We start from the raw sequence: 26,826 nt of genomic DNA on the forward strand, positions 1-26,826 counted from the left end.
CGGGCGGCGTCGTCGGCCGCCGGGGCGTCATATGCCGGGTGGGAGGTCCCAGGTGGTGTCACGAAGAGCAATGCAACAGTTCACCTGGGTGTCCGTCAAGCAGCGGCTGTGCCGCGGGCCCTCGCGCCGCGACGGCCGCGGGACTCGATCCAGCGGGCCAGCCCGCTGAGGGCGAGGCACATCGCGATGTAGAGCGGGGTGATCACCAGGATGACCGGGATGTACGGGTAGCCGTCGGAGTTGGAGGCGATCCACCTGCCGACGAACAGCAGCTCGGGGTACGTGATGATGTAGCCGAGCGAGGTGTCCTTCAGGGTGACGACCAGCTGGCCGATGATCGCGGGCAGCATCGCCCGGACCGACTGCGGCAGGAGCACCAGGGTCATCACCTGTGTCTTGCGCAGGCCCAGGGCGTACCCGGCCTCGCCCTGGCCGCGCGGGACGGCGTTGATGCCGGAGCGGATGATCTCGGCCTGCACGGCGCCGTTGTAGACGGACAGGCCGAGCACCAGCGCCCAGAGCGGCTGCGCGGTGAACACCGCCGTGTACAGCGCGAAGATCATGATCAGCAGCGGCATGGCCCGGAAGAACTGCACCACCGCGGTGCAGGCGACCCGGACCGGCCGGTGGTCGGAGAGCCGGCCGACGGCGAGCAGCACGCCGAGCACCAGCGAGCCGACCGCGCCCAGCGCGAACGCCTTCAGGGTGGCCAGGGCGCCGTCCACGATCCGCTGCTGGACGTTCTTGTACTCGAACGACCGCCAGAGCCAGCCGTCGAACTGGCCCTTGTCGGCCAGCACGGCGACGATCCACCAGAGCAGGGCGGCGATGCCGAGCACGCCGAGCACGCCGAACAGCCGGTAGCGCGCCCTGGCCCGCGGGCCGGGGACGTCGTACAGCACGGAGGCGGAGCGGGAGTTCATCGGGCCACCGCCACGCGACGCTCCAGGAGGGAGAGGACCGAGCTGATCGCGAAACCGATCGCCAGGTAGGCCAGCGCCAGCCAGAAGAAGCTGACGAAGATCGGGGCCGAGTCCTCGGTCCAGGTCTTCTGGACGCTGAACAACTCGAAGACGTTGAACGCGCCCGCCACCGCCGAGTTGCGCGGCAGCGCGATGAACACCGAGCCCAGCGGCGCGATCACCGCCCGGCCGGCCTGCGGCAGCACCACCAGGAACAGGGTCTGGCCGAAGCCCATGCCCAGCGAGCGGGCCGCCTCGGCCTGCCCCAGCGGCACGGTGTTGATGCCGGCCCGCAGCACCTCGCAGATGAAGCTGCCGGTGTAGACGCTGAGCGCGGCCACCGCGGCGGTGAAGCTGCTGATGTGCAGCTCCAGCCGCGGCAGCATGAAGGTCACCACGAAGAACAGCAGGGTCAGCGGGGTGTTGCGGAACACCGTCACCCAGGCGGTGCCGAAGCCCCGCAGCACCGGGACCGGCGAGACGCGGAAGGCCGCCAGCAGGACGCCCAGCAGCAGCGCGAACAGGGCGCTGAGCGCGCTGAGTTCGATCGTCCCCAGGAACCCGCGGACGAACAGCGAGAAGTTGTCCTTCTCGAACAGTATGCCCATGCCGGCGGCCCTCCTTTCTCGGTGTCGGTCGGTGGTGCGTCAGGGGTCGTGCGTCAGTCGTGGTGCGTCAGGAGACGGGGTCCAGCGCGGGGACGGCGGGCGCGGCCGAGCCGGACAGGCCCAGGGTGGCGTCGTACGCCTTCTTCCAGTCGCCGTTGTCCTCGTGCTTCTTGAGGGCGTCGTTGATCGCCTTCTGCAGCGCCGCGTCGCCCTTCTTCAGGCCGACGCCGTAGCGCTCCTCGGAGAACGGGGTGCCGACGACCTTCAACTGGCCCTGGTTCTTGGCCGCGTAGCCCTTGAGGATCGAGTCGTCGGTGGTGACCGCGTCGACCTCCTTGGTCAGCAGCTTCTCCACGCACAGCGAGTAGCTCTCGAAGGTGGTGACCTTCGCGCCGTACTTCTGGATGCCGGCGACCGAGGTCGAGCCGGCGGCGGTGCAGACCGCCTTGTCCTTGGTGGTCTCCGGGCCGGTGATGGCGGTGTTGTCCTTGTTCACCAGCAGGGACTGGCCGGCGATGTAGTACGGGCCGGCGAAGTCGATCTGCTCCTTGCGCTTCGGAGTGATCGAGTAGGTGCCGACGTAGTAGTCGATCTGGTCGCCGGAGAGCGAGGTCTCGCGGGCGCTGGAGTTGATCGTCTTGAACTCGATCTGGTCGGCCGAGAAGCCGAGGTCGGCGGCGACCATCTTGGCGATCTCGATGTCGAAGCCGTTGCGCTTGCCGGTCTGCACGTCCTCGAAGCCGAGGAACGGCTGGTCGGACTTGGCGCCGACGACCAGCTTGCCGCGGGTCTTCGCGGTGGTCCAGGTCTTCGAGGCGTCCAGCTTGGCGGCGGCGTTCACCTGGTAGACCGGCAGCTGGGGGGCGGCCGAACCGCCCTTGCCGGCATCGGAGTCGGGCGTTCCGTCCTTGCCGCAGGCGGCGACCGCGGTCAGGGCGAGCACGGACAGGGCGGCGGCTACGGTACGACGGGCCTTCATGCGGTCGTTCTCTCCTCGGTAGGGGCCATCGCTGGCTCCGGGCACATTCGAACTGACGCTAGATCAACGTCGGACTCAGTGGTGCAGGATCTTCGAGAGGAAGTCCTTGGCACGGTCGCTGCTCGGCGCCGTGAAGAACGCCTCCGGGGTGTTCTGCTCGACGATCCGGCCGTCCGCCATGAACAGGACGCGGTTGGCGGCAGAGCGGGCGAAGCCCATCTCGTGGGTCACCACGACCATGGTCATGCCGCGGGCGGCGAGCGAACGCATCACCTCCAGCACCTCGTTGACCATCTCCGGGTCGAGGGCCGAGGTCGGCTCGTCGAACAGCATCACCTTGGGGTCCATCGCCAGCGCGCGGGCGATCGCCACCCGCTGCTGCTGCCCGCCGGACAACTGCGACGGGTACTTGTCGGCCTGCGCGGCGACGCCGACCCGCTCCAGCAGCTCGCGGGCGGTCCGCTCGGCCTCGTCCTTCGGCACCCGGCCGACCTTCACCTGGGCCAGCACCACGTTCTGCAGCACGGTCTTGTGCGCGAACAGGTTGAAGGACTGGAACACCATCCCGACCCGGGCGCGCAGCCGGGCCAGCTCGCGGCCCTCGGCGGGCAGCGGCCGGCCGTCCACCTCGATCGTGCCGGAGTCGATGGTCTCCAGCCGGTTGATGGTGCGGCACAGCGTGGACTTGCCGGAGCCGGACGGGCCGATCAGCACCACGACCTCGCCCTGGGCGATGTCCAGGTCGATGTCCCGCAGCACGTGCAGCGCGCCGAAGTGCTTGTTCACCCCGCGCAGCGACACCAGCGGAGCGGTCGGGACGGCCTCCGCCTCGTGCGGGTCGGCGCTGTTCTCGGTCATCGCGGCTCGCTCCCTCGTCCTCCGAACCCGGGCCGACTCGCAGGGGCCGCAGAGCCGGTGATGGTCCGTCTGATGTCCGGGGGCCGGAGCCGGCGGAGCCCACGGCCCCCGGACGGGGCGACTTTAGGCAGGTACACGACGTCTCGTCAGCCGATCTGAGCTGAACTTGAGGATCACGGTTCGGCTACGCCGGGTAGTCACGGGGTAGCGGATACCGGAGCGGCGGCGGAGCGGGAGGCTCGGCCGACCGGGTGACGCCGGAGGGGCATGGATGCCAGGATGGCCCGATCCCGGTGCGCGGCGCGGCGCGCCGCCGACCGGGGCCGCCCCCGGCACCGGAAGGCCGTACGTGGTCGAACCGGGGCGCGCCGAGCCCGAGCACCCCCACCGTCGGAAGGGAACCCGATGCGCCTGCTCCTGGTCGAGGACGACGACCGCGTGGCCGCCGCCCTGGTCGCGGTGCTGGGCCGGCACGGCTTCCAGGTCCGGCACGCCCGCAGCGGGCACGAGGCGCTGGACGCGCTCGTCCCGGACGGCAGCGACCCGTACCGGGTGGTGCTGCTCGACCTCGGGCTGCCCGACCGGGACGGCTTCGAGGTGTGCAGCCGGATCCGGGCCGGCAGCGGCGTCCCGGTGATCATGGTGACCGCGCGGGCCGACATCCGCTCCCGGATCCACGGCCTCAACCTCGGCGCCGACGACTACGTGGTCAAGCCCTACGACATGGGCGAACTGCTCGCCCGGATCCACGCGGTGGCCCGCCGCGGCGCCCCCCGGGCCGGCGAGGACAGCGGCCCCGAGCCGACCGGCCCGCTGGCCTCCCGCGGCGTCGAGATCGACCGCGAGCGCCGCCGGGTCTCGGTCGAGGGCCGCGACGTCCCGCTCACCCGCAAGGAGTTCGACCTGCTGGCGCTGCTCGCCCAGAGCCCCGGCGTGGTCTACCGGCGCGAGCAGATCTTCAGCGAGGTCTGGCGCTCCGGCTGGGAGGGCAACGGTCGCACCCTGGAGGTGCACGTCGGCTCGCTGCGCACCAAGCTCGGGCTGCCGGGGCTGGTCGAGGCCGTCCGCGGCGTCGGCTACCGGATCGCCCCGGAGCCGGCGGAGCAGGCCGAGCAGGTCGAGGGGCCCGGCGGTGCCGGGGAGGCCCGGGGCGCTGCCTCCGCCTCCGCCTCCGCCGACGACGACGCGGAGCGCTGACCGCGCGTGCGCAACCGTCTGCTCGGCATCCTGATCGCCCTGATGGCCTGCGTGCTGGCCGCGCTCGGCGTGCCGCTGGCCTACCTGATCGCCGCCTCCGAGCAGTCCAAGGTGGTCGTCGACCGGATCGACGACGCCGCCCGCTTCGCCCAGGACCTGCCCACCCAGGGCCGCCCGAACACCGCCGCGGTCAAGGGCGACCCGCAGCCGGGCCCCGGCGACACCGGCCGGCTGTACGCCCTGACCAGCGAGGCCGACCGCTACCACGAGCTGTACGGCGCCCGGATCGGCGTCTTCCAGCGCGACGGCAGCGCCATCGCGGTCGCCCCGGCCGGCTGGCGCCCGCCCACCGCCGGCCCCGGCGAGCAGGCCTACCACGAGGCGCTGGCCGGCCGCCGCAGCCACAACCCGCCGCAGGTCTGGCCGTGGACCCCCGACCGCACCCTGACCGTCGCGCTGCCCGTGGTCCGCGACGGCGACGTGGTCGCCGTGGTGCTCACCGAGTCGCCCACCGGCGGCCTGCGCTCGCGCGTCCTGCACCGCTGGATGGTGCTGGCCGGCGGCGAGGCGCTGGCCATGATCGTCGCGATCCTGCTCGCGATGCGGCTCACCGGCTGGGTGCTGCGCCCGGTCCGCACCCTCGATCGGGCCACCCACGACATCGCCACCGGGCGGCTCGGCGCCCGGGTCGCCCCCAGCGGCGGACCGCCCGAACTGCGGCGGCTGGCCCGCTCGTTCAACGACATGGCGGACCACGTGGTGCTCGCCATCGACCAGCAGCGGGCCTTCGTCGCCGACGCCTCGCACCAGCTGCGCAACCCGCTCGCCGCGCTGCTGCTGCGGGTCGAGCTGATCGGCCTCGACCTGCCCGAGGGCCACGAGGAGGAGCTGGTCGCCGTCCGCGAGGAGGGCGCCCGGCTGGCCCGGGTGCTGGACGACCTGCTCGGCCTGGCCACCGCCGAGGGCTCCCGGCCCGAGCCCGAGCCGGTCGACCTGGTCGGCCTGGTCCGCGCCCGGGTCGACGCCTGGCGGCCGCTGGCCGGGCAGCGCGGCGTCGACCTGCACTGGGAGGGGCCGCCGCTGGCGCACGCCTGGGCCGACCCGATCGGATTCGGCAGCGCGCTGGACGCCGTGCTGGACAACGCGCTCAAGTTCACCCCGGTCGGCGGCGCCGTCCGGGTCGGCCTGCGGATCGGCAAGGACGAGGTCACCGCGACCGTCACCGACGCCGGCCCCGGCCTCACCGAGGAGGAGCTCGCCCGGGTCGGCGACCGGTTCTGGCGCTCCTCCCGGCACCAGAACATCGACGGCTCGGGACTCGGCCTCTCCATCGCCCGCACCCTGCTGCTGGCCGGCGGCGGCGGCCTCGGCTTCGCGCCCGCCGAGCCGCACGGCCTGACCGTGCGGCTCGCGGTGCCCCGGCGGCGCCCGCGCCGCTGAGGCCCGCGCCGCCGAGGCCCGGTCGGGGGCCGGCCGGCGCGGGGGCCGGCCGGCGGTGCCTACGGCTTGACCGACAGGTAGTAGCGCTTGGCGCCGTCGTGCAGCGGCAGCGGGTCGGTGTACACCGCGGTGCGCAGGTCCACCAGCTGCGCGGCGTGCACCTTGCGGCCGATGTCGTCCCGGCTGTCGATCACCGCCCGGGTCAGCGCCTCCACCAGCGCCGGGTCCACGTCCGCCCGGGTCACCAGCAGGTTCGGCACCGCGACGGTCGGCACCGCCGTCCGCTCCGGCTCGACGTCCGGGTAGGCGTCCGCCGGGATGGTCGCGGCCCGGTACGCGTCCATGCCGGGGCCGGCCAGCTGGTGCAGCGGGTCGGAGAGCTCGCCCATCGGGACGATCCGGATCGGCGTCCGGGCCGACAGGTCGGAGAGCGCCGCCGTGGGCAGGCCGCCGGACCAGAAGAACGCGTCCAGCTCCCCCTTCTGCAGCTTGTCGGCGGACTCGGTGACGTTGGTGGCCGAGCCGCGGACGCCGTGGTCCGGGTCCACCCCGGCCGCCTCCAGCAGCCGCCGGGTGACCAGGTTCACCCCCGACTTGTCCGGTCCCACCCCGACCCGCAGCCCCCGCAGGTCCGCCACCGAGCGCACCGGCGACTCGGCCGGCACCACCAGCTGGATGTAGTCGTCGTACAGCCGGGCGATCGCCCGCAGCTTCGGCTTGTCCGGGCTGGCGAAGGTGGCCACCGCGTCCGCCGTGGCCACCGCGAAGTCGTCCCGGCCGCTGACCAGCCGCTCCAGGTTGTCCATCGAGCCGACCGAGTTGTCCAGCTGCACCCGCAGCCCCGGCAGGTGCTGTCCGAGGTAGTCCCGCAGCAGCACCCCGTAGCGGTCGTACACCCCGCCGGTGACCCCGGTCGCGAACGCCACCCGGCCGTGCGGGCCCGCCGACGAGCGGGCCGAGGAGACCCACCAGCCGCCCAGCCCGCCGGCCACCAGCAGCAGCACCGCGGCCAGCCGCAGCAGGCGGCCGCGCAGCGCTGCGCGGGCCGCGGCACCGGCGGCGGCACGGGCACGGGACGGGAGGTTCGCGGCAGCCATGCCGTGGATACTGCCAGCCCCCACCGCCCGGCGGGAGGCCCTCCCGGGTGCCCGTACCCTTGGCTCTGTGGGTATGGAGGAGAGCTTGCGAACTTACAAGGTCGTCACGTACGGCTGCCAGATGAACGTCCACGACTCCGAGCGGCTGTCCGGGCTGCTGGAGCAGGCCGGCTACGCCAAGGCCGTCGGCGACGGCGACCCCGACCTGGTGGTCTTCAACACCTGCGCGGTCCGCGAGAACGCCGACAACAAGCTGTACGGCAACCTCGGCCGGCTCGCCCCCGCCAAGCAGGCCAACCGCGGCATGCAGATCGCCGTCGGCGGCTGCCTCGCCCAGAAGGACCGCGAGACCATCGTCCGCAAGGCCCCCTGGGTCGACGTCGTCTTCGGCACCCACAACATCGGCCACCTGCCCGCGCTGCTGGAGCGCGCCGCCGTCGAGCGCGAGGCCCAGGTCGAGATCCTGGAGTCGCTGGAGACCTTCCCCTCCACCCTGCCCGCCCGGCGCGAGTCCGCGTACGCGGCCTGGGTCGCGATCTCGGTCGGCTGCAACAACACCTGCACCTTCTGCATCGTCCCCGCGCTGCGCGGCAAGGAGGAGGACCGCCGCCCCGGCGACATCCTCGCCGAGGTCGAGGCGCTGGTCGCCGAGGGCGTCGTCGAGGTCACCCTGCTCGGGCAGAACGTCAACGCGTACGGCTCCGACCTCGGCGACCGCGAGGCGTTCGGCAAGCTGCTGCGCGCCTGCGGCCAGGTCGAGGGCCTGGAGCGGGTCCGGTTCACCTCGCCGCACCCGCGCGACTTCACCGACGACGTGATCGCCGCGATGGCCGAGACGCCCAACGCGATGCACCAGCTGCACATGCCGCTGCAGTCCGGCTCCGACCGGATCCTGAAGGCGATGCGCCGCTCCTACCGGCAGGAACGCTTCCTCGGCATCATCGAGAAGGTCCGCGCCGCGATGCCGGACGCCGCGATCTCCACCGACATCATCGTCGGCTTCCCCGGCGAGAGCGACGAGGACTTCGAGCAGACCCTGCACGTGGTCCGCGAGGCCCGGTTCGCCAACGCCTTCACCTTCCAGTACTCCAAGCGGCCCGGCACCCCGGCCGCCGAGATGGACGACCAGATCCCCAAGGCCGTCGTCCAGGAGCGCTACGAGCGGCTGGTCGCCCTCCAGGAGGAGATCTCCTGGGAGGAGAACAAGAAGCAGGTCGGCCGCCGGCTGGAGGTCCTGGTCGCCGAGGGCGAGGGCAAGAAGGACGACCGCACCGACCGCCTCTCCGGGCGCGCCCCCGACAACCGGCTCGTGCACTTCACCCGCCCCGAGGGCGGCGTCCGCCCCGGCGACATGGTCACCGTCGAGATCAGCTACGCCGCCCCGCACCACCTGCTCGCCGAGGGCCCGGTGCTGGGCGTCCGCCGCACCCGGGCCGGCGACGCCTGGGAGAAGCGGCGGGCGGCCCCCGCGGCCAAGCCGGCCGGCGTGATGCTCGGCCTGCCCGGCATCGGCGTGCCCGCGCCGGCGGCGGTGCCGGGCGGGGACGGCTGCGGCACCTGCTGACGGCCGGCCGGAGCCCCGCGGGGGGCGGCGGCCCGACGGAGGAGACTCCGCCGGGCCGCCGCCCCCCGCTCGCGTAGAGTGACCGGCATGCTTGCTGCCGCCGCCGTGTGTCCCTGCCCGCCGTTGCTCGTGCCGGAGGTGGCCGCCGGGGCCGCCGACGAGGCGGCCGGGCTGCGGGAGGCGTGCCTGGCGGCGGTGCGGGAGCTGGCCGGGACGGAGCTGGTGGTGGTGGTCGGCACCGGCGAGCGGGCCGGGGTGTGGACCGAGGGCGGGGCCGGGTCGCTGCACCGGTACGGGGTGCCGAAGGCGGTCCGGCTGCCGCTGGGCGGGGTGGCGGGGCCGGAGCTGTCGCCCGCGCTGACGGTCGGCGCGTGGCTGCTGGAGGAGGCAGCCGTCCGGGTGCCGACGCACGCCGTCGCGGTGCGGCCGGACACCGCGCCGGAGCGGCTGCTGGGCCTGGGCCGGGGGCTGGCCGAACTCGCGGACCGGGTGGGCCTGTTGGTGCTCGGCGACGGCAGCGCCCGGCGCTCGGTGAAGGCCCCCGGCTACCTGGACGAGCGGGCCGAGGGCCACGACCGGACGGTGGCGCTCGCGCTGGCCGGGGCGGACGCGGCGGCGCTGGCCGCGCTGGACGCCGGGCTCTCGGCCGAGCTGATGGCCGAGGGCCGCGCCCCGTGGCAGGTGCTGGCGGGCGCCGCGGAGGGCGCCGGGCTCGCCGGCGAGCTGCGCTACGAGGACGCCCCGTACGGCGTCGGCTACCTGGTGGCCTCCTGGCGCTGAACCGGGCCGAGGGGGAGGCCGGTCAGTCGTCCTTGGGCTTGGCGGCGAAGTCGTCGCGGGCGTGCTTGGTGGCCGAGGTGCCCTTGACGATCTTGTCCGAGTACTTGTGCTTGGTCGCCTTGTCGATCGCCTCGCCGGTCTTGTCCACCACGCTGTCGATCTTGTCGCCGTGCTTCCCGGCCAGCTCGCTGGCCTTCTCCTTGAGTTCCTCGGCCTTGCCCTTGAGGTTGTCCATCAGGCCCATCGAGTGCGCTCCTCGCGAATCGGGTCATTTCGTACCGGATACAGCTGATCCTCCCCGGTCAACGACGGTGCGACACGGGAGGTGCCCGGCTTTTGCGAGACTGGGGGAGTGAGCGGTTCCTCTTCTTCCCAGTCCGCGCCCCCCGGCGCCGCCCTGCCCCGGGTGGTCTCGGTGGTCGGTCCGACGGCGGCCGGCAAGTCCGACCTGGCGGTGGCGATCGCCCGCGAGCTCGGCGGGGAGGTGGTGAACACCGACTCGATGCAGCTCTACAAGGGCATGGACATCGGCACCGCCAAGCTGACCACGGCGGAGCGGGCCGGCGTCCCGCACCACCTGCTGGACGTCTGGGAGGTCACCGAGACCGCCTCGGTGGCCGAGTACCAGGCCCTGGCGCGGGCCGAGATGGACCGGCAGCTGGCGGCCGGGCAGCTGCCGGTGCTGGTCGGCGGCTCGGGCCTGTACGTGCGGGCCGCGGTCGACGAGATGGAGTTCCCCGGCACCGACCCGGCGGTCCGGGCCCGGCTGGAGGAGGAGCTGGAGCGGGTCGGCCCCGGCACCCTGCACCGGCGCCTGGCGGGGCTCGACCCGGCCGCGGCGGAGGCGATCCTGCCCAGCAACGGGCGGCGGGTGGTCCGGGCGCTGGAGGTCGTCGAGATCACCGGGCGCCCGTTCACCGCCAGCCTGCCGACCCAGCGGGCGGTGTACGAGGCGGTGCAGATCGGCGTCCGGGTGCCGCGCCCGGAGCTGGACCGGCGGATCGAGCTGCGGGTGGACCGGATGTGGGAGGCCGGGCTGCTCGACGAGGTCCGGGAGCTGGAGGCGGCCGGGCTGCGCGAGGGCCTGACCGCGAGCCGGGCGCTCGGCTACCAGCAGGTGCTGGCGTTCTTCGCCGGGGAGTGCACCGAGCGGGAGGCCAGGGAGGAGACCGTCCGGGCCACCCGGCGGTTCGCCCGGCGGCAGGAGTCCTGGTTCCGCCGGGACGCCCGGATCCACTGGCTGGACCGCCCCGAGGGCGCCGACCCGGTCGAGCTGCTGGCGCGCGCACTGGAACTGATCGACCGTCCGGCGGAGCCCGGCGAACCCGGCTGACCGGCGGATTCCGGCGCCCGGAGGGCGGGATCCGGCCAGGCTCGCGGCGTCTGCACCGGCAGACGCAGGTGCAGAAGGCACCGGCGGTCACGGCGGGATCACGTCCTGGCATCGGATCACCCGATCATGCCGTGCGGCGCCCTGTCCGGGTCTTGGTACGTGCCATCATCGGTACCACCGAGGCCCGGCACGCGGGCCGGCCTCACCGCCCGCGAGCCCCCGAGCTCGTGTCGAGCCGTCAGGGGAGGCCGCGTGTCAACGGGTACCGGCCCCGAAACCGATGAGCTGTTCGGCGGTGTCCCCGACGGGTCCGAGACCCTTCCCGAGCTCGTCGGCCCCACCACCTCGTACGCCGTGGCGCTGCCCGCGATCGACGACCTGGCGGCCACGCCCGGCGTCGTCCACGAACGGGACATCCGGCCGCGCCGCCGGCTGCGCTGGTGGCAGATCCTGCCGATCGCCGCGACCGTGATGTTCGGCTCGCTGATGTTCGCCTTCCCGCTGGCCTTCGGCACCGAGGGCGCGACCGCGATGATCGGGATGCTCGGCCTGCTGATCACCGCCGCCTCGGTCGGCTGGGGCGCGATGGCCGCCCGCCGGGCCGGCTACAAGTGGCCGGGCGTGCCGCGCCGCGGCAGCGCCGAGCGGGCCGGCTGGAAGGCCATCGTGGTCTACACCCTGCTGGCCGCGCTGGCCGTCGCGCTCGCCGTCTGGCGGGTCATCCACCTGCGCGGCTAGGCTCCGGGCCCCCGGCCCGGGGCGGGCGGGCTTCGTTACCATCGGCGGTGTGAGCGAGCACAGCGGCACCAGCGGCATCAGCGGGACGGCCTTCCTCAAGGGGCACGGCACCCAGAACGACTTCGTGATCGTCCCCGACCCGGACGGGCGGATCGACCTCTCGGCGGCGGACGTCGCCGCCCTGTGCGACCGGCGGGCCGGGATCGGCGCGGACGGCGTGCTGCGGGTGGTCCGCTCGGCGGCCGAGCCCGCGGCGGCCGGGATGGCCGGGCAGGCCGAGTGGTTCATGGACTACCGCAACGCGGACGGCTCGATCGCCGAGATGTGCGGCAACGGGGTGCGGGTCTTCGCCCGCTACCTGGTGCACGCCGGGCACGCCGGGTCCGGCGAGCTGGCGGTGGCCACCCGGGGCGGCGTGAAGCGGGTGCGGATCGCCGCGGACGCCCCCGACGGCACCCCCGGCGACGTCACCGTCGACATGGGCCGCGCCGCCTTCCCCGGCCCGGACGGCGTCACCGTCACGGTGGACGGCCGCAGCTGGCCCGCGCTGAACGTCAACATGGGCAACCCGCACGCCGTCGCGTTCGTCGAGGACCTGGCGCACGCCGGCCACCTGTACGAGGCCCCGGCCACCGCCCCGGCGGGCGCGTACCCGCAGGGCGTCAACGTGGAGTTCGTGGTGGACCGCGGCGAGCGGCACGTCGCGATGCGGGTGCACGAGCGCGGCTCCGGCGAGACCCGCTCCTGCGGCACCGGCGCCTGCGCCGTCGCGGTGGCGGCGATCCGGCGGGACGGCGCCGACCCGGCGGCGACCGGCGAGGCGGTCCGCTACACGGTGGACGTGCCCGGCGGGCGGCTGGTGATCGAGGAGTTCCCGGACGGCCGGATCGAGATGACCGGGCCCGCCGTGATCGTCGCGGAGGGCGTGCTCGCCTGACGGCCGGTCAGCGCGACGCGCGGTCAGCTCCCGCTTCCCAGACCGCCGTCCGGCTAATCCGCCCGTTCGGGTGATCCGGGTGACAGAGGGGAAGCGGGGGCTCGCGCAACGTGCTCTGCTCGGTAGCATGGACCACCGGGTCGGCCGTCGCTCCGGTGTTGCTGCCGGAGGTGCAGATGACCATCCGCTCCGAGTTGGCGGGTTCGCCGTCCAAGCAGCAGGCGGGCCGGTTCAGCCGGGCGGCGCTCGGCCGGGCCGGCCGGGCGGCGCTGCTCGCCACCGGGCGGACCCCGGTGCCGGACGCCATCGAGCCGATCGTCCAGGCCCACCGGGTGCACCACCCGCAGGCCGACGTACCGCTGCTGACCAGGGCGTACCGGCTCGCCGAGGAGAGCCACCGGGGGCAGACCCGGAAGAGCGGCGAACCGTACATCACCCACCCGCTCGCGGTGACGATGATCCTCGCCCAGCTCGGCGCGGACACCACCACGCTGGTCGCCTCGCTGCTGCACGACACCGTCGAGGACACCGAGGTGACGCTGGAGCAGGTCGCCGAGGACTTCGGGCCCGAGGTCGCCTACCTGGTCGACGGCGTCACCAAACTGGAGAAGGTCGACTTCGGGGCCGCCGCCGAGCCCGAGACCTTCCGCAAGATGCTGGTCGCCACCGGCGACGACGTCCGGGTGATGGTGATCAAGCTCGCCGACCGGCTGCACAACATGCGCACCATCCGGCACATGCGGCCGGCCAGCCAGGTGCGGATCGCCAACGTCACCCGGGACGTGCTGATCCCGCTCGCCGAACGGCTCGGCATCCAGGTGGTCAAGGCCGAGCTGGAGGACATCGTCTTCGCCACCCTGCACCCCGAGGAGTACGAGCACACCGGCACGGTGGCCGGCGGCTGGGCGGACGGCGTGCTCGCCCCGTTCGCCGCCGAGCTCGGCCGCCAGCTCACCGAGGCCGGGATCCCGGCCGCCGTCACCGTCCGGCCCCGGCACCTGGTCTCGCTGCACCGGGTGCTGATCAAGCGCGGCGGCCCGGACGGCGCCGGGCTGCGGCCCGCCGACTTCGGCCGGCTGCTGGTGGTGGTCGAGGACAACGCCGACTGCTACGCCGTGCTCGGCGAACTGCACACCTGCTGGACGCCGCTGCCCGGCGAGTTCAAGGACTTCGTCGCCGCCCCCAAGTTCAACCTCTACCAGTCGCTGCACACCGCGGTCGCGCTGCCCGGCGGCGAGGTGGTCGAGGTGCTGGTCCGCACCCGGCGGATGCACGAGGTCGCCGAGACCGGCGTGGTCGCCCTCGGCGACCCGCGCACCGACCGGCCGCACACCGCCGACGACCCCGAGGACCGCACCGACCCGGCCCGCCCCGGCTGGCTGGCCCGGCTGCTCGACTGGCAGCAGGACACCCCCGACCCGGACGCCTTCTGGTCCGCGCTCACCGCCGACCTGCGCGACGACCGCGAGATCACCGCCGTCACCGAGGACGGCGCCACCCTGCACCTGCCGACCGGCTCCAGCTGCCTGGACGCCGCCTACCTGATCGGCGAGGAGACCGGCCACCGATGTATCGGCGCCCGGGTCAACGGCCGGCTCGCCGCGCTCTCCACCCAGCTCCGCGACGGCGACGTGCTGGGCCTGCTCACCGCCCCCGAGGGCGAGGACAGCTGGCCCGACCCGGAGTGGCTCGACTACCTGCGCACCCCCGGCGCCCGGCTCGCCGTCGAACGGCGGCTGGCCGCCCGTCCGGCCGTCGCCGAACCGCCCGCGCCACCCGCCGTCCCGGCCCCCGCCGCGCCGCCCGCGCCGCCCGCCGCCGGGGCCGTCTCGCCCGCGGAGGTGCCGGAACTGCCCGGCGCCGCCGTCCGGTTGGCCCGCTGCTGCACGCCCGTCCCGCCGGACGAGGTGACCGGCATCGTGCTGCGCGGCGGGGCCGTCGCGGTGCACCGGGCGGGCTGCCCCACCGGCGTCCGGATGCTGCGCGGCGGCCGCCGCCCCGCCGAGGTCCGCTGGCTGCCCGGCGGCGCCCCGCAGTGGGGCTACCGGGCCACCCTGCACGCCGAGGCGCTCAACCGCCCCCGGCTGCTCGCCGACCTGACCGAGGCGATCTCCGGCGAGGGCGTGTCGATCTTCTCCGCCGAGGTCGAGCCGCCCCGCCAGCTGCGGGTCCGGCACAGCTACACCCTGGAACTGCCGGACGCGGCGGCGCTGCCCGCGGTGATGCGGGCGATGCTCCGGGTGTCGGGCGTGTACGACGTCTACCGGCCCAGCGGGCCGGAGGAGACGGCGGGGGCGGGCGCCGGGGGCGAGGAGGCCCCTGGTAAAAGGGATGACTCGGACACCGCGGACGTGCAACCATCGTGGGGAATTCACGGCGGCTCCGCCGTGTTGTCCGAGAGCACGATCCGATCAACCCAAGGATGAAATGACCTCCACGTTCGACAGCCGCACCCGATCGGGCGAGTCCGCCAACCGACTCGCCGACCTCAAGGCGGAAGCCCTGATGGACGAGGACCTCGCGGCGATCGACGAGGGCCTCGGCAACTACGACGGAGCGCAGTACGACCGCACCGAGCGCGCCGCGCTCCGCCGCGTCGCCGGCCTCTCCACCGAACTCCAGGACGTCACCGAAGTCGAGTACCGCCAGCTCCGGCTGGAGCGCGTGGTGCTCGTCGGCGTGTGGACGGACGGCACGCTGGAGGAGGCGGAGAACTCGATGGCCGAGCTCGCCGCCCTCGCCGAGACGGCCGGCTCCGAGGTCCTGGACGGCGTGATCCAGCGCCGTGACAAGCCCGACGCCGCCACCTACATCGGCTCCGGCAAGGCCAAGGAGCTGCGCGACATCGTCGCCTCCACCGGCGCCGACACCGTGGTCTGCGACGGCGAGCTCACCCCCGGCCAGCTGATCCACCTCGAAGACGTGGTCAAGGTCAAGGTCGTCGACCGCACCGCCCTGATCCTGGACATCTTCGCCCAGCACGCCAAGTCCCGAGAGGGCAAGGCGCAGGTCTCGCTCGCGCAGATGCAGTACATGCTCCCGCGCCTGCGCGGCTGGGGCCAGTCGCTGTCCCGGCAGATGGGTGGCGGTGGCTCCGGCACCTCGGGCGGCGGCATGGCCACCCGCGGTCCCGGTGAGACCAAGATCGAGACCGACCGGCGGCGGATCCGCGAGAAGATGGCGAAGCTCCGCAAGGAGATCGCCGAGATGAAGAAGGGCCGCGACACCAAGCGGCAGGAGCGGCGGCGCAACCACGTCCCCTCGGTGGCCATCGCCGGCTACACCAACGCCGGCAAGTCCTCGCTGCTCAACCGGCTCACCGGGGCCGGCGTCCTGGTGGAGAACGCCCTGTTCGCCACCCTGGACCCGACCGTCCGCCGGGCCGAGACCCCGAGCGGCCGGCTCTACACGCTGGCCGACACCGTCGGCTTCGTCCGGCACCTGCCGCACCACCTGGTCGAGGCGTTCCGCTCCACCATGGAGGAGGTCGGCGACGCCGACCTGATCCTGCACGTGGTGGACGGCTCGCACCCCGAGCCGGAGACCCAGCTCGCCGCCGTCCGCGAGGTGATCGTCTCGGTCGACGCGCAGAACGTGCCGGAGATCGTGGTGATCAACAAGGCCGACGCGGCGGACCCGCTGGTCCTCCAGCGCCTGCTGCGCCGCGAGCCGCACGCCATCGTGGTGTCGGCCCGCAGCGGCCAGGGCATCGAGGAACTGCTCGCCCTGATCGACCGGGAACTGCCGCACCCCGCGGTGGAGGTCACGGTCCTGGTGCCGTACACCCGCGGCGACCTGGTCTCCCGGGTGCACGCCGAGGGCGAGCTGCTCTCCACCGAGCACACCGCCGACGGTACCCTGCTGCACGCCAAGGTCGCCACCGTGCTGGCCGCCGAGCTGGAGCGGTACGCGGTCGTCACGGCCTGACGACCGGGCCGAGCGCATGCGGAAGGGCGGCCCACCCCCGCGGGGGTGGGCCGCCCTTCCGCATGCGCTCGGCCTTACCTGGCCTTATCCGGCCTTACTTGGCCTTGGCGAGGAAGCCGTCGAACATCTTCTTGGCGTCCGGGCCGAGGCTCGGGCCGGCCAGCCAGTGGCTGCCGTTGTCGCCGATCGAGACGTTCGAGAACAGCATCCGCTTGCCGTTCTGCTCGGTGAACCAGCCGCCGCCGGAGGAGCCGCCGGTCATGTTGCAGCCCATCATCATCATCGGCGGCCGCGAGGGGTCGAAGACGAACGGCGTGAGCTTCACGTTGGAGTCGCAGTGCTCCAGCTCCTGGCCGTCGAACGGCTTCCCGGCCGGGTAGCCGTACGCCTTCGGCGCGGTCAGGTCGGTCGACTTGGCGCCGAACAGGACCGGCACCGAGCCGCCGACGGTCTCCTCCAGCGAGCGCTTGGAACCGTCGATGTTGGTCACCCGGACCACCGCGAAGTCGAACTGGTTGGCCGAGGTGCCGTGCAGGGTGCCCTCCTTCACCCACTGCGGCATCACCAGCATGTCGATGGCCAGCCACTGGCCCAGCGGCGCGGCCTCGGCCCAACTGGCGCTCCGGTTGCCGTTGCTGCTGACGCCGGTGCGGTTGTAGCTGGGCGCGAACAGGAAGTTGGTGAAGTACTTGCCGCCCTTGCCGTCGTGCACGCAGTGCGCGGCGGTCCACACCAGGTTGCTCTTGCCCGGGTGGTCCGGGTCGGAGACCACGGTGCCGGAGCAGACCGCGTCGCCCTCGCTGGTCGCGAACCGGATCTTGCCGAGCACCGCGGTGTCCGCGGCGTACGGGTGCTGCTGGGGCCGGGCCGGGATGGTCGCCGGCAGGACCACGTCACGCAGCCCGGGCGCCTTCTCGTCGGTCGAGATCTGGGTGCCCTTCGACGGGTCGCCCGGGGTCTTCTTGTTCCAGTAGTTCCGGATCGCGTCGATGTCCTCCGGCTTGAAGCCGTTCTGGGACGCCCACTTCTTCCAGTCGTCGCCGGTCCAGCTCTGTACGTCGGAGAGGTACTTCTGCAGGTCGGCGACGTCCACCGAGTCCTTCGCGGAGTCGCCGGCGGCGGCCGAGGAGACGGCCGGCTTCGGGTCCTGCTTGGAACAGGCGGCGGTGCTGACGGCGAGCACCGTCACCAGGGCGGCCGCGGCCGCCTTCCGGAACCGGTGGATCGGGCGGTGCTGGTCGGTCATGGGTCTTTCCCCCGTGCTGGTCGCTGGTCGTTGGTCGCTGGTCGTGTCGAAGTGGATCGGGAGCGGCGGCGGGACCCGCCGTCCCGGGGGAGCCGGCTCACTGCCGGGAGAGGTAGGCCAGCGCCTGGCGGGCCACGTCCTCCAGGTAGGGGCCGTTCAGGGCGGTGTGCGCCGAGGTGCCGATCGAGGTGTTGCTGACCAGCCGCTGGCGGCCGTCCGGGCCGTCGGCGAACCAGCCGCCGCCCGAGGCGCCGGCCGTCATGGTGCAGCCGATCACCAGCATCGGCGGCCGGGCCGGGTCGAAGCTGCGCGAACCCGGCCGGCCGGAGTCGCAGCGCTCCAACTCCTGCCCGTCGAACGGCGCCACCGCCGGGTACCCCCAGGCCTGGATCGCCAACCGCTCGCGCGGGGCGTCGAACCAGACCGGTACGGCGGTGCCGACCGCCTCCTCCAGCGAGCGGGTCTCGCCCTCCGGGCCGCGCACCTTGACCACCGCGAAGTCGTACTGGTTCGCGGCGTCCCCGCCCCTGGTGCCCTCGGTGGTCCACAGCGGCGAGGTGATCACCTTGTCGGCCCACCACTGCCCGAGCGGCGCGACCTCGGCCAGCGTCGCCTTCCGGTGGTCGCTGGCCGCGCCGGAGCTGTTGTACGCCGGCACGAACACCAGGTTCTTGTACCAGTCGCCGCCCCTGCCCTCGTGCACGCAGTGCGCGGCCGTCCACACCAGGTCGCTCTTCCCCGGGTGCGCCGGGTCGGCGACCACGGTGGCCGAGCACTGGCCGGTGCCGCCGCCCGGCGCGGTCATGAAGACCTTCCCGGACGCCGGGTAGCTGGTGTACGGGCGCGGCACCGGCTGCGCGGCCACCGGGGGCGGCGCGTACGGCGCCCCGGACGCGGACGGCGCCCCGGACGCTCCGGCGGGCGACGGCGAGCCGCCCTCCGGAGCGCCCGCCGACGGCGAAGGCGAAGGCGACGGCGACAGCGGCGACGGCACGGCCGAGGCCGACCCCGACGCCGGGGCCGACGGCTCCGCGGCCGGGGCGGGCTGCCGCGGCGGCGCCTGGTCCATCCGCTCGGCGCTCCACAGGCCCGGCACCACCTGGTTGTGGAAGCCGTGCCGCTGCGCCCAGCGGTCCCACTCGCCGGCGCCCCACTGCCGCAACTCGGCGAAGCCGCGCGGGTTCCCGTCGTCGCCGCCCCCGCCGCCGGACGTGCAGGCGCTCGCGCCCCCGGCGGCCAGGACGGCCGCGGACAGCGCGGCCACCACCCCCCGTGCCCTCACCGGCTACCCCCCAAGTCAACGGATCTCTCCCCGGGGACAGTCTCCCATCCGGGTACGGAGCGCCGGACGTCCGGTGCCCCTGCCGTTGACGTCCGGTCACCGAACCGTGATGGTGACGGTCCGCCAGGGTGCCGAACCCTCACACCGAAGAGTGAGGGTTCGCCCGAAAACCACCGGAACGAGTGAGCCGATCTTGTGCCCGGCCACCCGGGATAGGTAACCCTTACCCGAAGGCAGTCACGCGGCTCAAGGAGCGGATTTGGCCAGCACCCTCACCGGCGTCCCCCCGGCCGTCCAGCCGGCGGCCGGGCACCCCGCCCCGGACCCGCTGCTCGACCCCGACCCGGCCGTCGCCGCCGAACACGCCGCCACCGAGAGCCTGTTGCGCTGCTGGGCCCGGGAGACCGCGGCCGAGCGCCCCGACGGCGACCTGCTGCGGATCCCGGTGCTCGGCGGCGCCGCCGAGCTCTCCGCGCCGGTCCGGCACTGGTCGGCCTGCGGCTGGCACCGCTTCGGCCCGGCCGCCGTCTCCACCGGCACCGCCGGGCACCCGGTCGACGCGGTCACCGTCGCCGCCCTGGTGGCCGGCGCCACCGGCCGCCCCGAACCCGGCCAACTCGCCGACCTCACCGCCCGGGTGGCCGACTCGGTCGGCCGCACCGCCGAGATCCTCACCCACCGCCGGACGATCTCCGCCGCGCCCGCCGACCCGTTCCTGCGCGCCGAGCAGTCGCTGCTGCTCGGCCACCCGCTGCACCCCACCCCGAAGAGCCGCGACGGCCTCGGCCCCGCCCAGTCCGCCGCGTACTCCCCGGAGCTGCACGGCAGCTTCCGGCTGCACTGGTGGGCCGCGCACCGCTCGCTGCTGGCCGGCGACTCGGCCGCCGGCACCCCGGTCGAGCGGCTCACCGCCGAGCTGTACGGCCGCACCCCGCCCGCCGGGACCGCCGTGCTGCCGCTGCACCCCTGGCAGGCCCGGGAGCTGGCGCTGCGCCCGGCCGTCGCCGAACTGCTGGAGCTCGGCCTGCTCACCGACCTCGGCCAGCACGGCGAGCCCTGGCACCCCACCAGCTCGGTGCGCACCGTCTGCCGGCCCGGCACCCCGTGGATGCTCAAGCTCTCGCTGGGCCTGCGGATCACCAACTCCCGCCGGGAGAACCTCCGCAAGGAACTGCACCGCGGCGCCGAGGTGCACCGGCTGCTGGAGGCCGGCCTGTCCGACCGCTGGAAGGCCGCCCACCCCGGTTTCGACATCGTCCGCGACCCGGCCTGGATCGGCGTCGACCACCCCGCGCTGGCCGACCCCAACGGCCTGGACACCGTGCTGCGGCAGATGCCGTTCGGCCCCGCCGACCGGGCGCTCTGCGTCGCCGGACTGGTCGCCGAGCAGCCGATCGGCCGACTCGACTCGCAACTGTCGGACATCATCGGCGAGTTGGCCGCCCGCACCGGCCGCTCCACGCCGACCGTCGCCACCGAGTGGTTCCTCCGCTACCTGGACGCCGTCGTCCTGCCGATCCTCTGGCTGGACGGGCAGGCCGGCATCGCCCTGGAGGCCCACCAGCAGAACAGCCTGGTCCTGCTGGACACCCTCGGCTGGCCCACCGGCGGCCGCTACCGCGACAACCAGGGCTACTACTTCCGCGCCTCGCACGCCGACCGGCTGCGCGCCCTGCTGCCCAACCTCGGCGAGCACAGCGACACCTTCGTGCCCGACCCGGTCGCCGACGAGCGCTTCGCCTACTACCTCGGCATCAACCACGTCCTCGGCCTGATCGGCGCCTTCGGCTCCCAGGGCCTCGCCGACGAACAGCTGCTGCTGGCCGCGTTGCGCCGCTTCCTGGCCGGCCCCGCCGCCACCGCCACCGGCTCCGGGCTGCCCGCCCACCTGCTGGACGCCCCCACCCTGCGCTGCAAGGCCAACCTGCTCACCCGGCTGCACGGCCTGGACGAACTGGTCGGCCCGGTCGAGACCCAGTCGGTGTACGTCGAGATCGACAACCCGGTGGCCCGGGCGTGATCCCGGCGACCGGGACGATCCCCACCCCTGCCGGCCCGCTGGTCCTGCGCACGGTCGACCCCGCGACCGACCTCGACCTGCTGGCCGGCTGGATGAACGACCCGGACACCGACCGCTGGTGGGCCCTCGCGGGCCCGCCCGCCACCACCGCCGCCCACCTCGCCGCGCAGCTCGACGGCGACGGCCGCAGCCGCCCGGTGCTGGCCCTGCTCGACGCGGTGCCCACCGGCTACTTCGAGCTGTACCGGGCCGACCTCGACCCGCTCGCCGCGCACTACCCCGCCCGCCCGCACGACCTCGGCGTGCACCTGCTGCTGGCCCCCGCCGCCCGCGGCCGGGGCCTGGCCGCCCCGCTGCTCGCCGCGACCGCCGCCCGGCTGCTGGAGCGCGAACCCCGCTGCACCCGGGTGCTCGCCGAACCCGACGTCCGCAACGCGCCCTCCGTCCGGGCGTTCGCCCGGGCCGGGTTCACCCGCGCCGCCGACCTCGACCTGCCCGACAAGCGCGCCGCCCTGATGATCCGCCGGCGCGCCGACCCCACCGCCGCCACCTAGGACGACATGACCTCCCACGACGACACGGCGGGCCGGCCGCCCGAGCCGTACGACCTGATCGGCGTCGGCATCGGCCCGTTCAACCTCTCGCTGGCCGCGCTCGCCGACCGGGCCGAGACCGTCAGCGCGCTGTTCCTCGACGCCCGCCCCGAGTTCCGCTGGCACCCCGGCATGCTCGTCGACGGCGCCCGGATGCAGGTCCCGTTCCTGGCCGACCTGGTCACCCTGGTCGACCCCACCAACCCGTGGTCCTTCCTCAACTACCTGCGCGAGAAGCAGCGGCTGTTCCCGTTCTACTTCAGCGAGCGCTTCCAACTGCCCCGCCGCGAGTACGAGGACTACTGCCGGTGGGCCGCCCACGCGCTGCCGAACTGCCGCTTCGACAGCCCGGTCACCGCCGTCCACTGGGACGCCGCGGAGGAGCACTACCTGGTGCGCGCCGCCGGGGAGACGCACCGCGCCCGCAACCTCGTCCTCGGCACCGGCACCGAACCCGCCCGCCCCGAGTCCTTCGCCCCGCTGCGCCGCCACCCCGCCGTGCTGCACTCCGCCGACTACCTGACCCGGCGGCACGAACTCGACGCGGCCCGGGACGTCACGGTGGTCGGATCCGGCCAGTCCGGCGCCGAGGTCTTCCTCGACCTGCTGCGCCACCGGGCCGGCGACGGCACCCGGCTGCGCTGGCTCACCCGCACCCGGGCGCTCGCCCCGATGGAGTACTCCAAACTCGGCCTGGAGCAGTTCACCCCCGACTACACCCGGTACTTCCACGGCCTGCCCGCCGACGTCCGGGACGCCCTCGTCCCCGCCCAGTGGCAGCTGCACAAGGCCGCCAGCGCCGAGACCCTCGCCGAGATCCACGACCACCTGTACGAGCGCACGATCGGCCGCCCGATCGACGCCGAACCGGTCGAGATCCTCCCCGGCACCGCCGTCACCGAGGCCGGGCAGGGCCCCTGCGGCGGCCTCGAACTGCACTGCCGGCACGCCGACTCCGGCCGCCGCCACCTGGTCCGCACCGACGCCGTGGTGCTGGCCACCGGCTACCGGGCGGTCCGGCCCGCCGCGCTCGACCCGATCGCCGAGCTGGTCGACTGGGACGAGCAGGGCCGCTACCGGGTCGACCTCGACCACCGGGTCGCCACCCGGCCGGAACTCACCGGCGGTCTGTACGTCCAGAACGCCGAGCTGCACACTCACGGTGTCGGCACCCCGGACCTCGGACTCGGCGCGCACCGCGCCGCCGTGATCCTGAACGCCGTCGCGGGCAGGACCCTCCACCCGCTGCCCCACCGCACCGCCTGGACCACCTTCGCACCGCCGCTCGCGGCGGCGCTCCCGCGACCCCAGGAAGGGACCGAGCGTGCCGCAGCCCGCCGCTGAACCCGCACTCCACCTGCCGCCCCAGCTCACCTCCGAGCACTGGCGGGCCGCCGGCCGCGAGATGCTCGCCAAACTGCTCGGCGAGTTCGCCTACGAGGAGCTGCTGGACCCGCGGGCCGAGGGCGGCGACCGCTACCTGCTGCGCCTGCCCGACGCCGACTACCGGTTCACCGCCCGCCGCGGCGCGTACGGCAGCTGGCGGGTCGAGCCGGGGTCGGTCGAGGGCGGCGACGACCCGCTGCGCTTCCTCCAGCGGGCCCGGCACGTGCTCGGGCTGAGCGGCGACACCACCGGCCACCTGGTGCGCGAGCTCACCGCCACGCTGATCGCCGACGCCCACCTGCGGGCCACCGCGCTGACCGCCGCCGAACTCGCCGACCTCGACCACGTCGCCCTGGAGGGCCGGCAGACCGGCCACCCGTGGATCGTCGCCAACAAGGGCCGGCTCGGCTTCTCCGCCACCGACGCGGCCGGCTGGACCCCGGAGGCCCGGCTGCCGCGCACCCTGCCCTGGCTGGCCGTGCACCGCAGCCTGGCCGAGTTCCGCGGCGACCCGACCATCTACGACACCGAGCTCGACCCCGCCTTCCGCCGCCAACTCGGCGACCGCGCCGACGAGTTCCACCTGCTTCCGGTGCACCCCTGGCAGTGGGACGAGACCGTGGTCGGCCTGTTCGCGCCGTGGATCGCCGACGGCCGGATCATCCCGCTGCCCACCGACGGCGACCTGCGGCTGCCCCAGCAGTCGATCCGCTCCTTCTTCAACCTCAGCCGCCCCGACCGGTGCACCGTCAAGCTGCCGCTCGCCGTCCTCAACACCCTGGTCTGGCGCGGCCTGCCCACCGAGCGCGCGCTCGCCGCCCCCGCCGTCACCGGCTGGATCCACCGGCTGCGCGACGGCGACCCGTACCTGCGCGACGAGTGCCGGGTGGTGCTGCTCGGCGAGATCGCCTCGGTCACCGTCGAGCACCCGCTGTACCGCGACCTGCCCGACGCGCCCTACCAGTACAAGGAACTGCTCGGCGCGATCTGGCGCGAACCGCTCGGCCGCCACCTGGAGCCCGGCGAGCGCGCCCGCACGCTGGCCGCGCTGCTGCAGACCGGCTCGGACGGGCGGGCGCTGACCGCCGAGCTGGTGGCCCGCTCCGGGCTGGCCCCCCGGGAGTGGGCCGAGCGGCTGTTCGCCGCGATGCTGCCGCCGCTGCTGCACTTCCTGTACCGCTACGGCCTGGTGTTCTCCCCGCACGGCGAGAACGCCATCGTGGTCTTCGACCGGGACGACGTGCCGGTCCGGCTCGCGGTCAAGGACTTCGTCGACGACGTCAACCTCAGCGACCAGCCGCTGGCCGAACTCGCCGACCTGCCCGCCGACATCGCCGGGGTGCTCAACCGGGAGGAGCCCGACTACCTCTGCCAGTTCCTGCACTCCGGCCTGTTCATCGGCGTCTACCGCTACCTCGCCCCGCTCATGGAGGACCAACTCGGCCTGCCCGAGCAGGAGTTCTGGGGGCTGCTGGCCGAGCGGATCCGGGCCTGCCAGCGCCGGTTCCCCGAACTCGCCGACCGGCACAAGCTGTTCGACCTGTTCGCGCCCCGGATCGACCGGCTCTGCCTGAACCGCAACCGGCTGCTGCTGGACGGCTACCGGGACCGCCCCGACCGCCCGCACGCCGCCGTGCACGGCCAGGTCGACAACCCGCTGCACGCCGCCGCCCCGCCGCCCGCCCGGCTCCCCGCCCAGCCGTCCCGGGCTGTCAGTCCCGCCCCGTAGGCTGGGGGCGTCATGACGAACGACACCACCGAACCCCTGCCCGGCGGCCCGGAGACGGCCGAGACCCCCGCGCCGGCCCCCGCCTCCCGCCTCCCCGAGCTGCTGCACGCCGCCGTCGCCGCCGTCGGCGGCACCGAGCGGCCCGGCCAGGTCCGGATGGCCGAGGCGGTCTCCGCCGCCGTCGACGACGGCGAGCACCTGCTCGTCCAGGCCGGCACCGGCACCGGCAAGTCCCTCGCCTACCTGGTGCCCGCGCTCGCCCACGGCGACCGGGTGGTCGTCGCCACCGCGACGCTCGCCCTGCAGCGCCAGCTGGTCGAGCGCGACCTGCCGCGCACCGTCGAGGCGCTGCACCCGGTGCTGCGCCGCCGCCCGCTGTTCGCCATGCTCAAGGGCCGCTCCAACTACCTGTGCCTGCACCGGGCCAACGAGGGCACCCCGAGCGACGAGGGCGAGGGCCTGTTCGATCCGGTCGACGCGCTCGGCGGCCCCACCGGCAAGCTCGGCAAGGACGTGCTCCGGCTGCGCGAGTGGGCCGAGGAGACCGAGACCGGCGACCGCGACGACCTCACCCCCGGCGTCTCCGACCGGGCCTGGGCCCAGCTCGCCGTCACCTCCAAGGAGTGCCTGGGCGCCTCCCGCTGCGCCTACGGCGAGGAGTGCTTCGCCGAGCAGGCCCGCGAGCGCGCCAAGCTGGCCGACGTGGTGGTCACCAACCACGCGATGCTCGCGATCGACGCGATCGAGGGCGCCCCGGTGCTGCCCGAGCACGGCCTGCTGATCATCGACGAGGCGCACGAGCTGGTGAACCGGGTCACCGGCGCGGCCACCGCCGAGCTGACCGTCGGCGCGGTCAACCGGGCGGTCAAGCGCGCCGCCAAACTCGCCAACGAGAAGGCGGTGGACGCGCTGCAGGCCGCCGCCGAGAACTTCCACGGCCTGATGGAGACCGCCCAGCCCGGCCAGGTCGACGAGCTCCCCGAGTACCTCGGCTACGCCGTCGCCGCCATCCGGGACGCCTGCCGCCAGGTGATCACCTCGCTCGGCGAGACCAGGGACAAGGGCCTCACCGACGAGGACGCCGTCCGCAAGCAGGCGATGGCCTCCGCCGAGACGCTGCACGAGACGGCGGACCGGCTGCTCACCGGCTCCGAGTACGACGTGGTCTGGATCGAGCGCTCCGACCGCTTCGGCCCGGGCACCGCCTCGCTGCGGGTCGCCCCGCTGTCGGTCTCCGGCCTGCTCCGGGAGAACCTGTACAAGGACCGCTCGGTCGTCCTGACCTCCGCCACCCTCAAGCTCGGCGGCGACTTCAACGGCGTCGCCGCCTCGCTCGGCCTGCCCGGCGAGACCCGGCTCCCCGACCAGCGCACCCCCGACGGCCCCGCCGCCGAGACCGGCGAGGACGCCCCGCCGTACTGGCGCGGGCTGGACGTCGGCTCCCCGTTCAGCTACCCCAAGCAGGGCATCCTCTACGTCGCCAAGCACCTCCCGCCGCCCGGCCGGGAGCCCGACCGGCCCGAGATGCTGGACGAGCTGACCGAGCTGATCGGCGCGGCCGGCGGGCGCACCCTCGGCCTGTTCTCCTCGATGCGGGCCGCCCAGACCGCCGCCGAGAAGCTCCGCGAACGGCTCGACGTGCCGATCCTGCTCCAGGGCGAGGACACCCTCGGCGAGCTCATCAAGACCTTCGCGGCGGACGCCGAGACCTGCCTGTTCGGCACCCTCTCGCTCTGGCAGGGCGTCGACGTGCCCGGCTCGGCCTGCCAGCTCGTCGTGATGGACCGGATCCCCTTCCCCCGGCCGGACGACCCGCTGATGAGCGCCCGGCAGAAGGACGTCGAGGCCCGCGGCGGCAACGGCTTCATGGCGGTCGCCGCCACCCACGCCGCGCTGCTGATGGCCCAGGGCGCCGGCCGGCTGGTCCGGGCCGCCGACGACAAGGGCATCGTCGCGGTCCTCGACCCGCGGCTGGCCACCGCCCGGTACGGCGGCTTCTTCCGCTCCTCCATGCCGGACTTCTGGTACACCACCGACCGCAACCAGGTCCGCCGCTCGCTCGCCGCGATCGACGCCGCCGCCCCGCCGGTCAAGCAGCGCTGAGCGGGCACGCGGAAGGCCGGTCCCGTCGGGCGGGACCGGCCTTCCGC

General features: G+C 74.2%; 22 protein-coding genes. 14 read left to right on the top strand and 8 right to left on the bottom strand.

All coding sequences use genetic code 11. The annotated features are described in order from the left end of the window. Positions 1-95: 95 nt before the first annotated feature. The 4 genes from KSE_RS26515 to KSE_RS26530 all read right to left on the bottom strand — a co-directional run bounded on the left by KSE_RS26515 (position 96) and on the right by KSE_RS26530 (position 3,407). Entirely contained in the window at positions 96-923 is an 828-nt protein-coding gene (locus KSE_RS26515; protein WP_014138435.1) for an amino acid ABC transporter permease, read from the bottom strand. Next, the gene (locus tag KSE_RS26520) at positions 920-1,570 is read right to left on the bottom strand and encodes an amino acid ABC transporter permease (RefSeq protein ID WP_014138436.1); all 651 of its coding nucleotides are present in this window, start codon (positions 1,568-1,570) and stop codon (positions 920-922) included. The genes KSE_RS26515 and KSE_RS26520 overlap by 4 nt, the downstream gene beginning before the upstream one ends. 67 nt (positions 1,571-1,637) lie before the next feature. After that, positions 1,638-2,549: a glutamate ABC transporter substrate-binding protein gene (locus KSE_RS26525; protein ID WP_014138437.1), complete on the bottom strand. Its 912-nt coding sequence runs from the start codon at positions 2,547-2,549 to the stop codon at positions 1,638-1,640. 75 nt (positions 2,550-2,624) lie between these two features. Further along, entirely contained in the window at positions 2,625-3,407 is a 783-nt protein-coding gene (locus tag KSE_RS26530; protein ID WP_014138438.1) for an amino acid ABC transporter ATP-binding protein, read from the bottom strand. Between the two features lie 405 nt (positions 3,408-3,812). Here KSE_RS26530 and KSE_RS26535 point away from each other — a divergent pair, with 405 nt between their 5' ends. Continuing rightward, the gene (locus KSE_RS26535; protein WP_014138439.1) at positions 3,813-4,604 is read left to right on the top strand and encodes a response regulator transcription factor; all 792 of its coding nucleotides are present in this window, start codon (positions 3,813-3,815) and stop codon (positions 4,602-4,604) included. Between the two features lie 6 nt (positions 4,605-4,610). Beyond that, entirely contained in the window at positions 4,611-6,044 is a 1,434-nt protein-coding gene (locus KSE_RS26540) for a sensor histidine kinase (protein WP_014138440.1), read from the top strand. 59 nt (positions 6,045-6,103) lie between these two features. Here the strand turns inward: KSE_RS26540 and KSE_RS26545 are convergent, their stop codons facing one another. Next, positions 6,104-7,141: a TAXI family TRAP transporter solute-binding subunit gene (locus tag KSE_RS26545; RefSeq protein ID WP_014138441.1), complete on the bottom strand. Its 1,038-nt coding sequence runs from the start codon at positions 7,139-7,141 to the stop codon at positions 6,104-6,106. Positions 7,142-7,214: 73 nt separating this feature from the next. Between KSE_RS26545 and miaB the strand changes: the two genes are divergently transcribed. Both miaB and KSE_RS26555 read left to right on the top strand, forming a co-directional pair. Beyond that, positions 7,215-8,705 carry a tRNA (N6-isopentenyl adenosine(37)-C2)-methylthiotransferase MiaB gene (gene miaB / locus KSE_RS26550; RefSeq protein WP_014138442.1) on the top strand — a complete coding sequence of 497 codons (1,491 nt, stop codon included), beginning with the start codon at positions 7,215-7,217 and terminating at the stop codon, positions 8,703-8,705. Between the two features lie 87 nt (positions 8,706-8,792). Continuing rightward, positions 8,793-9,485, top strand: coding sequence for a class III extradiol ring-cleavage dioxygenase family protein (locus KSE_RS26555; RefSeq protein WP_014138443.1), 693 nt, complete (start codon positions 8,793-8,795; stop codon positions 9,483-9,485). A gap of 22 nt (positions 9,486-9,507) precedes the next feature. On the opposite strand, the gene KSE_RS26560 is transcribed toward KSE_RS26555, so the two are convergent. Further along, positions 9,508-9,729, bottom strand: coding sequence for an antitoxin (locus KSE_RS26560; protein ID WP_014138444.1), 222 nt, complete (start codon positions 9,727-9,729; stop codon positions 9,508-9,510). A 108-nt stretch (positions 9,730-9,837) separates the two neighbouring features. Between KSE_RS26560 and miaA the strand changes: the two genes are divergently transcribed. The 5 genes from miaA to hflX all read left to right on the top strand — a co-directional run bounded on the left by miaA (position 9,838) and on the right by hflX (position 16,420). Further along, positions 9,838-10,818 carry a tRNA (adenosine(37)-N6)-dimethylallyltransferase MiaA gene (gene miaA, locus KSE_RS26565; RefSeq protein ID WP_051055385.1) on the top strand — a complete coding sequence of 327 codons (981 nt, stop codon included), beginning with the start codon at positions 9,838-9,840 and terminating at the stop codon, positions 10,816-10,818. Positions 10,819-11,070: 252 nt separating this feature from the next. Then, positions 11,071-11,556 carry a hypothetical protein gene (locus KSE_RS26570; protein WP_014138446.1) on the top strand — a complete coding sequence of 162 codons (486 nt, stop codon included), beginning with the start codon at positions 11,071-11,073 and terminating at the stop codon, positions 11,554-11,556. Positions 11,557-11,605: 49 nt separating this feature from the next. Next, on the top strand, positions 11,606-12,493 hold the full coding sequence (gene dapF / locus KSE_RS26575; RefSeq protein ID WP_014138447.1) for a diaminopimelate epimerase: 888 nt from the start codon (positions 11,606-11,608) through the stop codon (positions 12,491-12,493). A gap of 176 nt (positions 12,494-12,669) precedes the next feature. Beyond that, the gene (locus KSE_RS26580) at positions 12,670-14,919 is read left to right on the top strand and encodes a RelA/SpoT family protein (RefSeq protein ID WP_033258476.1); all 2,250 of its coding nucleotides are present in this window, start codon (positions 12,670-12,672) and stop codon (positions 14,917-14,919) included. A 1-nt stretch (position 14,920) separates the two neighbouring features. Further along, the gene (hflX, locus tag KSE_RS26585) at positions 14,921-16,420 is read left to right on the top strand and encodes a GTPase HflX (protein ID WP_014138449.1); all 1,500 of its coding nucleotides are present in this window, start codon (positions 14,921-14,923) and stop codon (positions 16,418-16,420) included. 94 nt (positions 16,421-16,514) lie between these two features. Here hflX and KSE_RS26590 read toward each other — a convergent pair whose 3' ends face one another. Both KSE_RS26590 and KSE_RS26595 read right to left on the bottom strand, forming a co-directional pair. Then, complete coding sequence (locus KSE_RS26590) at positions 16,515-17,666, bottom strand: trypsin-like peptidase domain-containing protein (protein ID WP_014138450.1); 1,152 nt, start codon at positions 17,664-17,666, stop codon at positions 16,515-16,517. A 97-nt stretch (positions 17,667-17,763) separates the two neighbouring features. Beyond that, positions 17,764-18,948: a trypsin-like serine peptidase gene (locus KSE_RS26595; RefSeq protein WP_148283161.1), complete on the bottom strand. Its 1,185-nt coding sequence runs from the start codon at positions 18,946-18,948 to the stop codon at positions 17,764-17,766. 259 nt (positions 18,949-19,207) lie between these two features. On the opposite strand from KSE_RS26595, the gene KSE_RS26600 reads away from it, so the two are divergent. The 5 genes from KSE_RS26600 to KSE_RS26620 all read left to right on the top strand — a co-directional run bounded on the left by KSE_RS26600 (position 19,208) and on the right by KSE_RS26620 (position 26,779). After that, complete coding sequence (locus KSE_RS26600) at positions 19,208-20,968, top strand: IucA/IucC family protein (protein WP_014138452.1); 1,761 nt, start codon at positions 19,208-19,210, stop codon at positions 20,966-20,968. Beyond that, entirely contained in the window at positions 20,965-21,522 is a 558-nt protein-coding gene (locus KSE_RS26605) for a GNAT family N-acetyltransferase (RefSeq protein ID WP_014138453.1), read from the top strand. Before KSE_RS26600 ends, KSE_RS26605 begins: the two co-directional genes overlap by 4 nt. A gap of 6 nt (positions 21,523-21,528) precedes the next feature. After that, the gene (locus tag KSE_RS26610; protein WP_014138454.1) at positions 21,529-22,905 is read left to right on the top strand and encodes a lysine N(6)-hydroxylase/L-ornithine N(5)-oxygenase family protein; all 1,377 of its coding nucleotides are present in this window, start codon (positions 21,529-21,531) and stop codon (positions 22,903-22,905) included. 61 nt (positions 22,906-22,966) lie between these two features. Next, positions 22,967-24,676 carry an IucA/IucC family protein gene (locus tag KSE_RS26615; protein WP_081539911.1) on the top strand — a complete coding sequence of 570 codons (1,710 nt, stop codon included), beginning with the start codon at positions 22,967-22,969 and terminating at the stop codon, positions 24,674-24,676. 12 nt (positions 24,677-24,688) lie between these two features. Continuing rightward, positions 24,689-26,779 carry an ATP-dependent DNA helicase gene (locus tag KSE_RS26620; protein WP_014138456.1) on the top strand — a complete coding sequence of 697 codons (2,091 nt, stop codon included), beginning with the start codon at positions 24,689-24,691 and terminating at the stop codon, positions 26,777-26,779. Positions 26,780-26,826 lie beyond the last annotated feature (47 nt).

It is taken from the genome of Kitasatospora setae KM-6054 (assembly GCF_000269985.1).
GTDB lineage: Bacteria > Actinomycetota > Actinomycetes > Streptomycetales > Streptomycetaceae > Kitasatospora > Kitasatospora setae.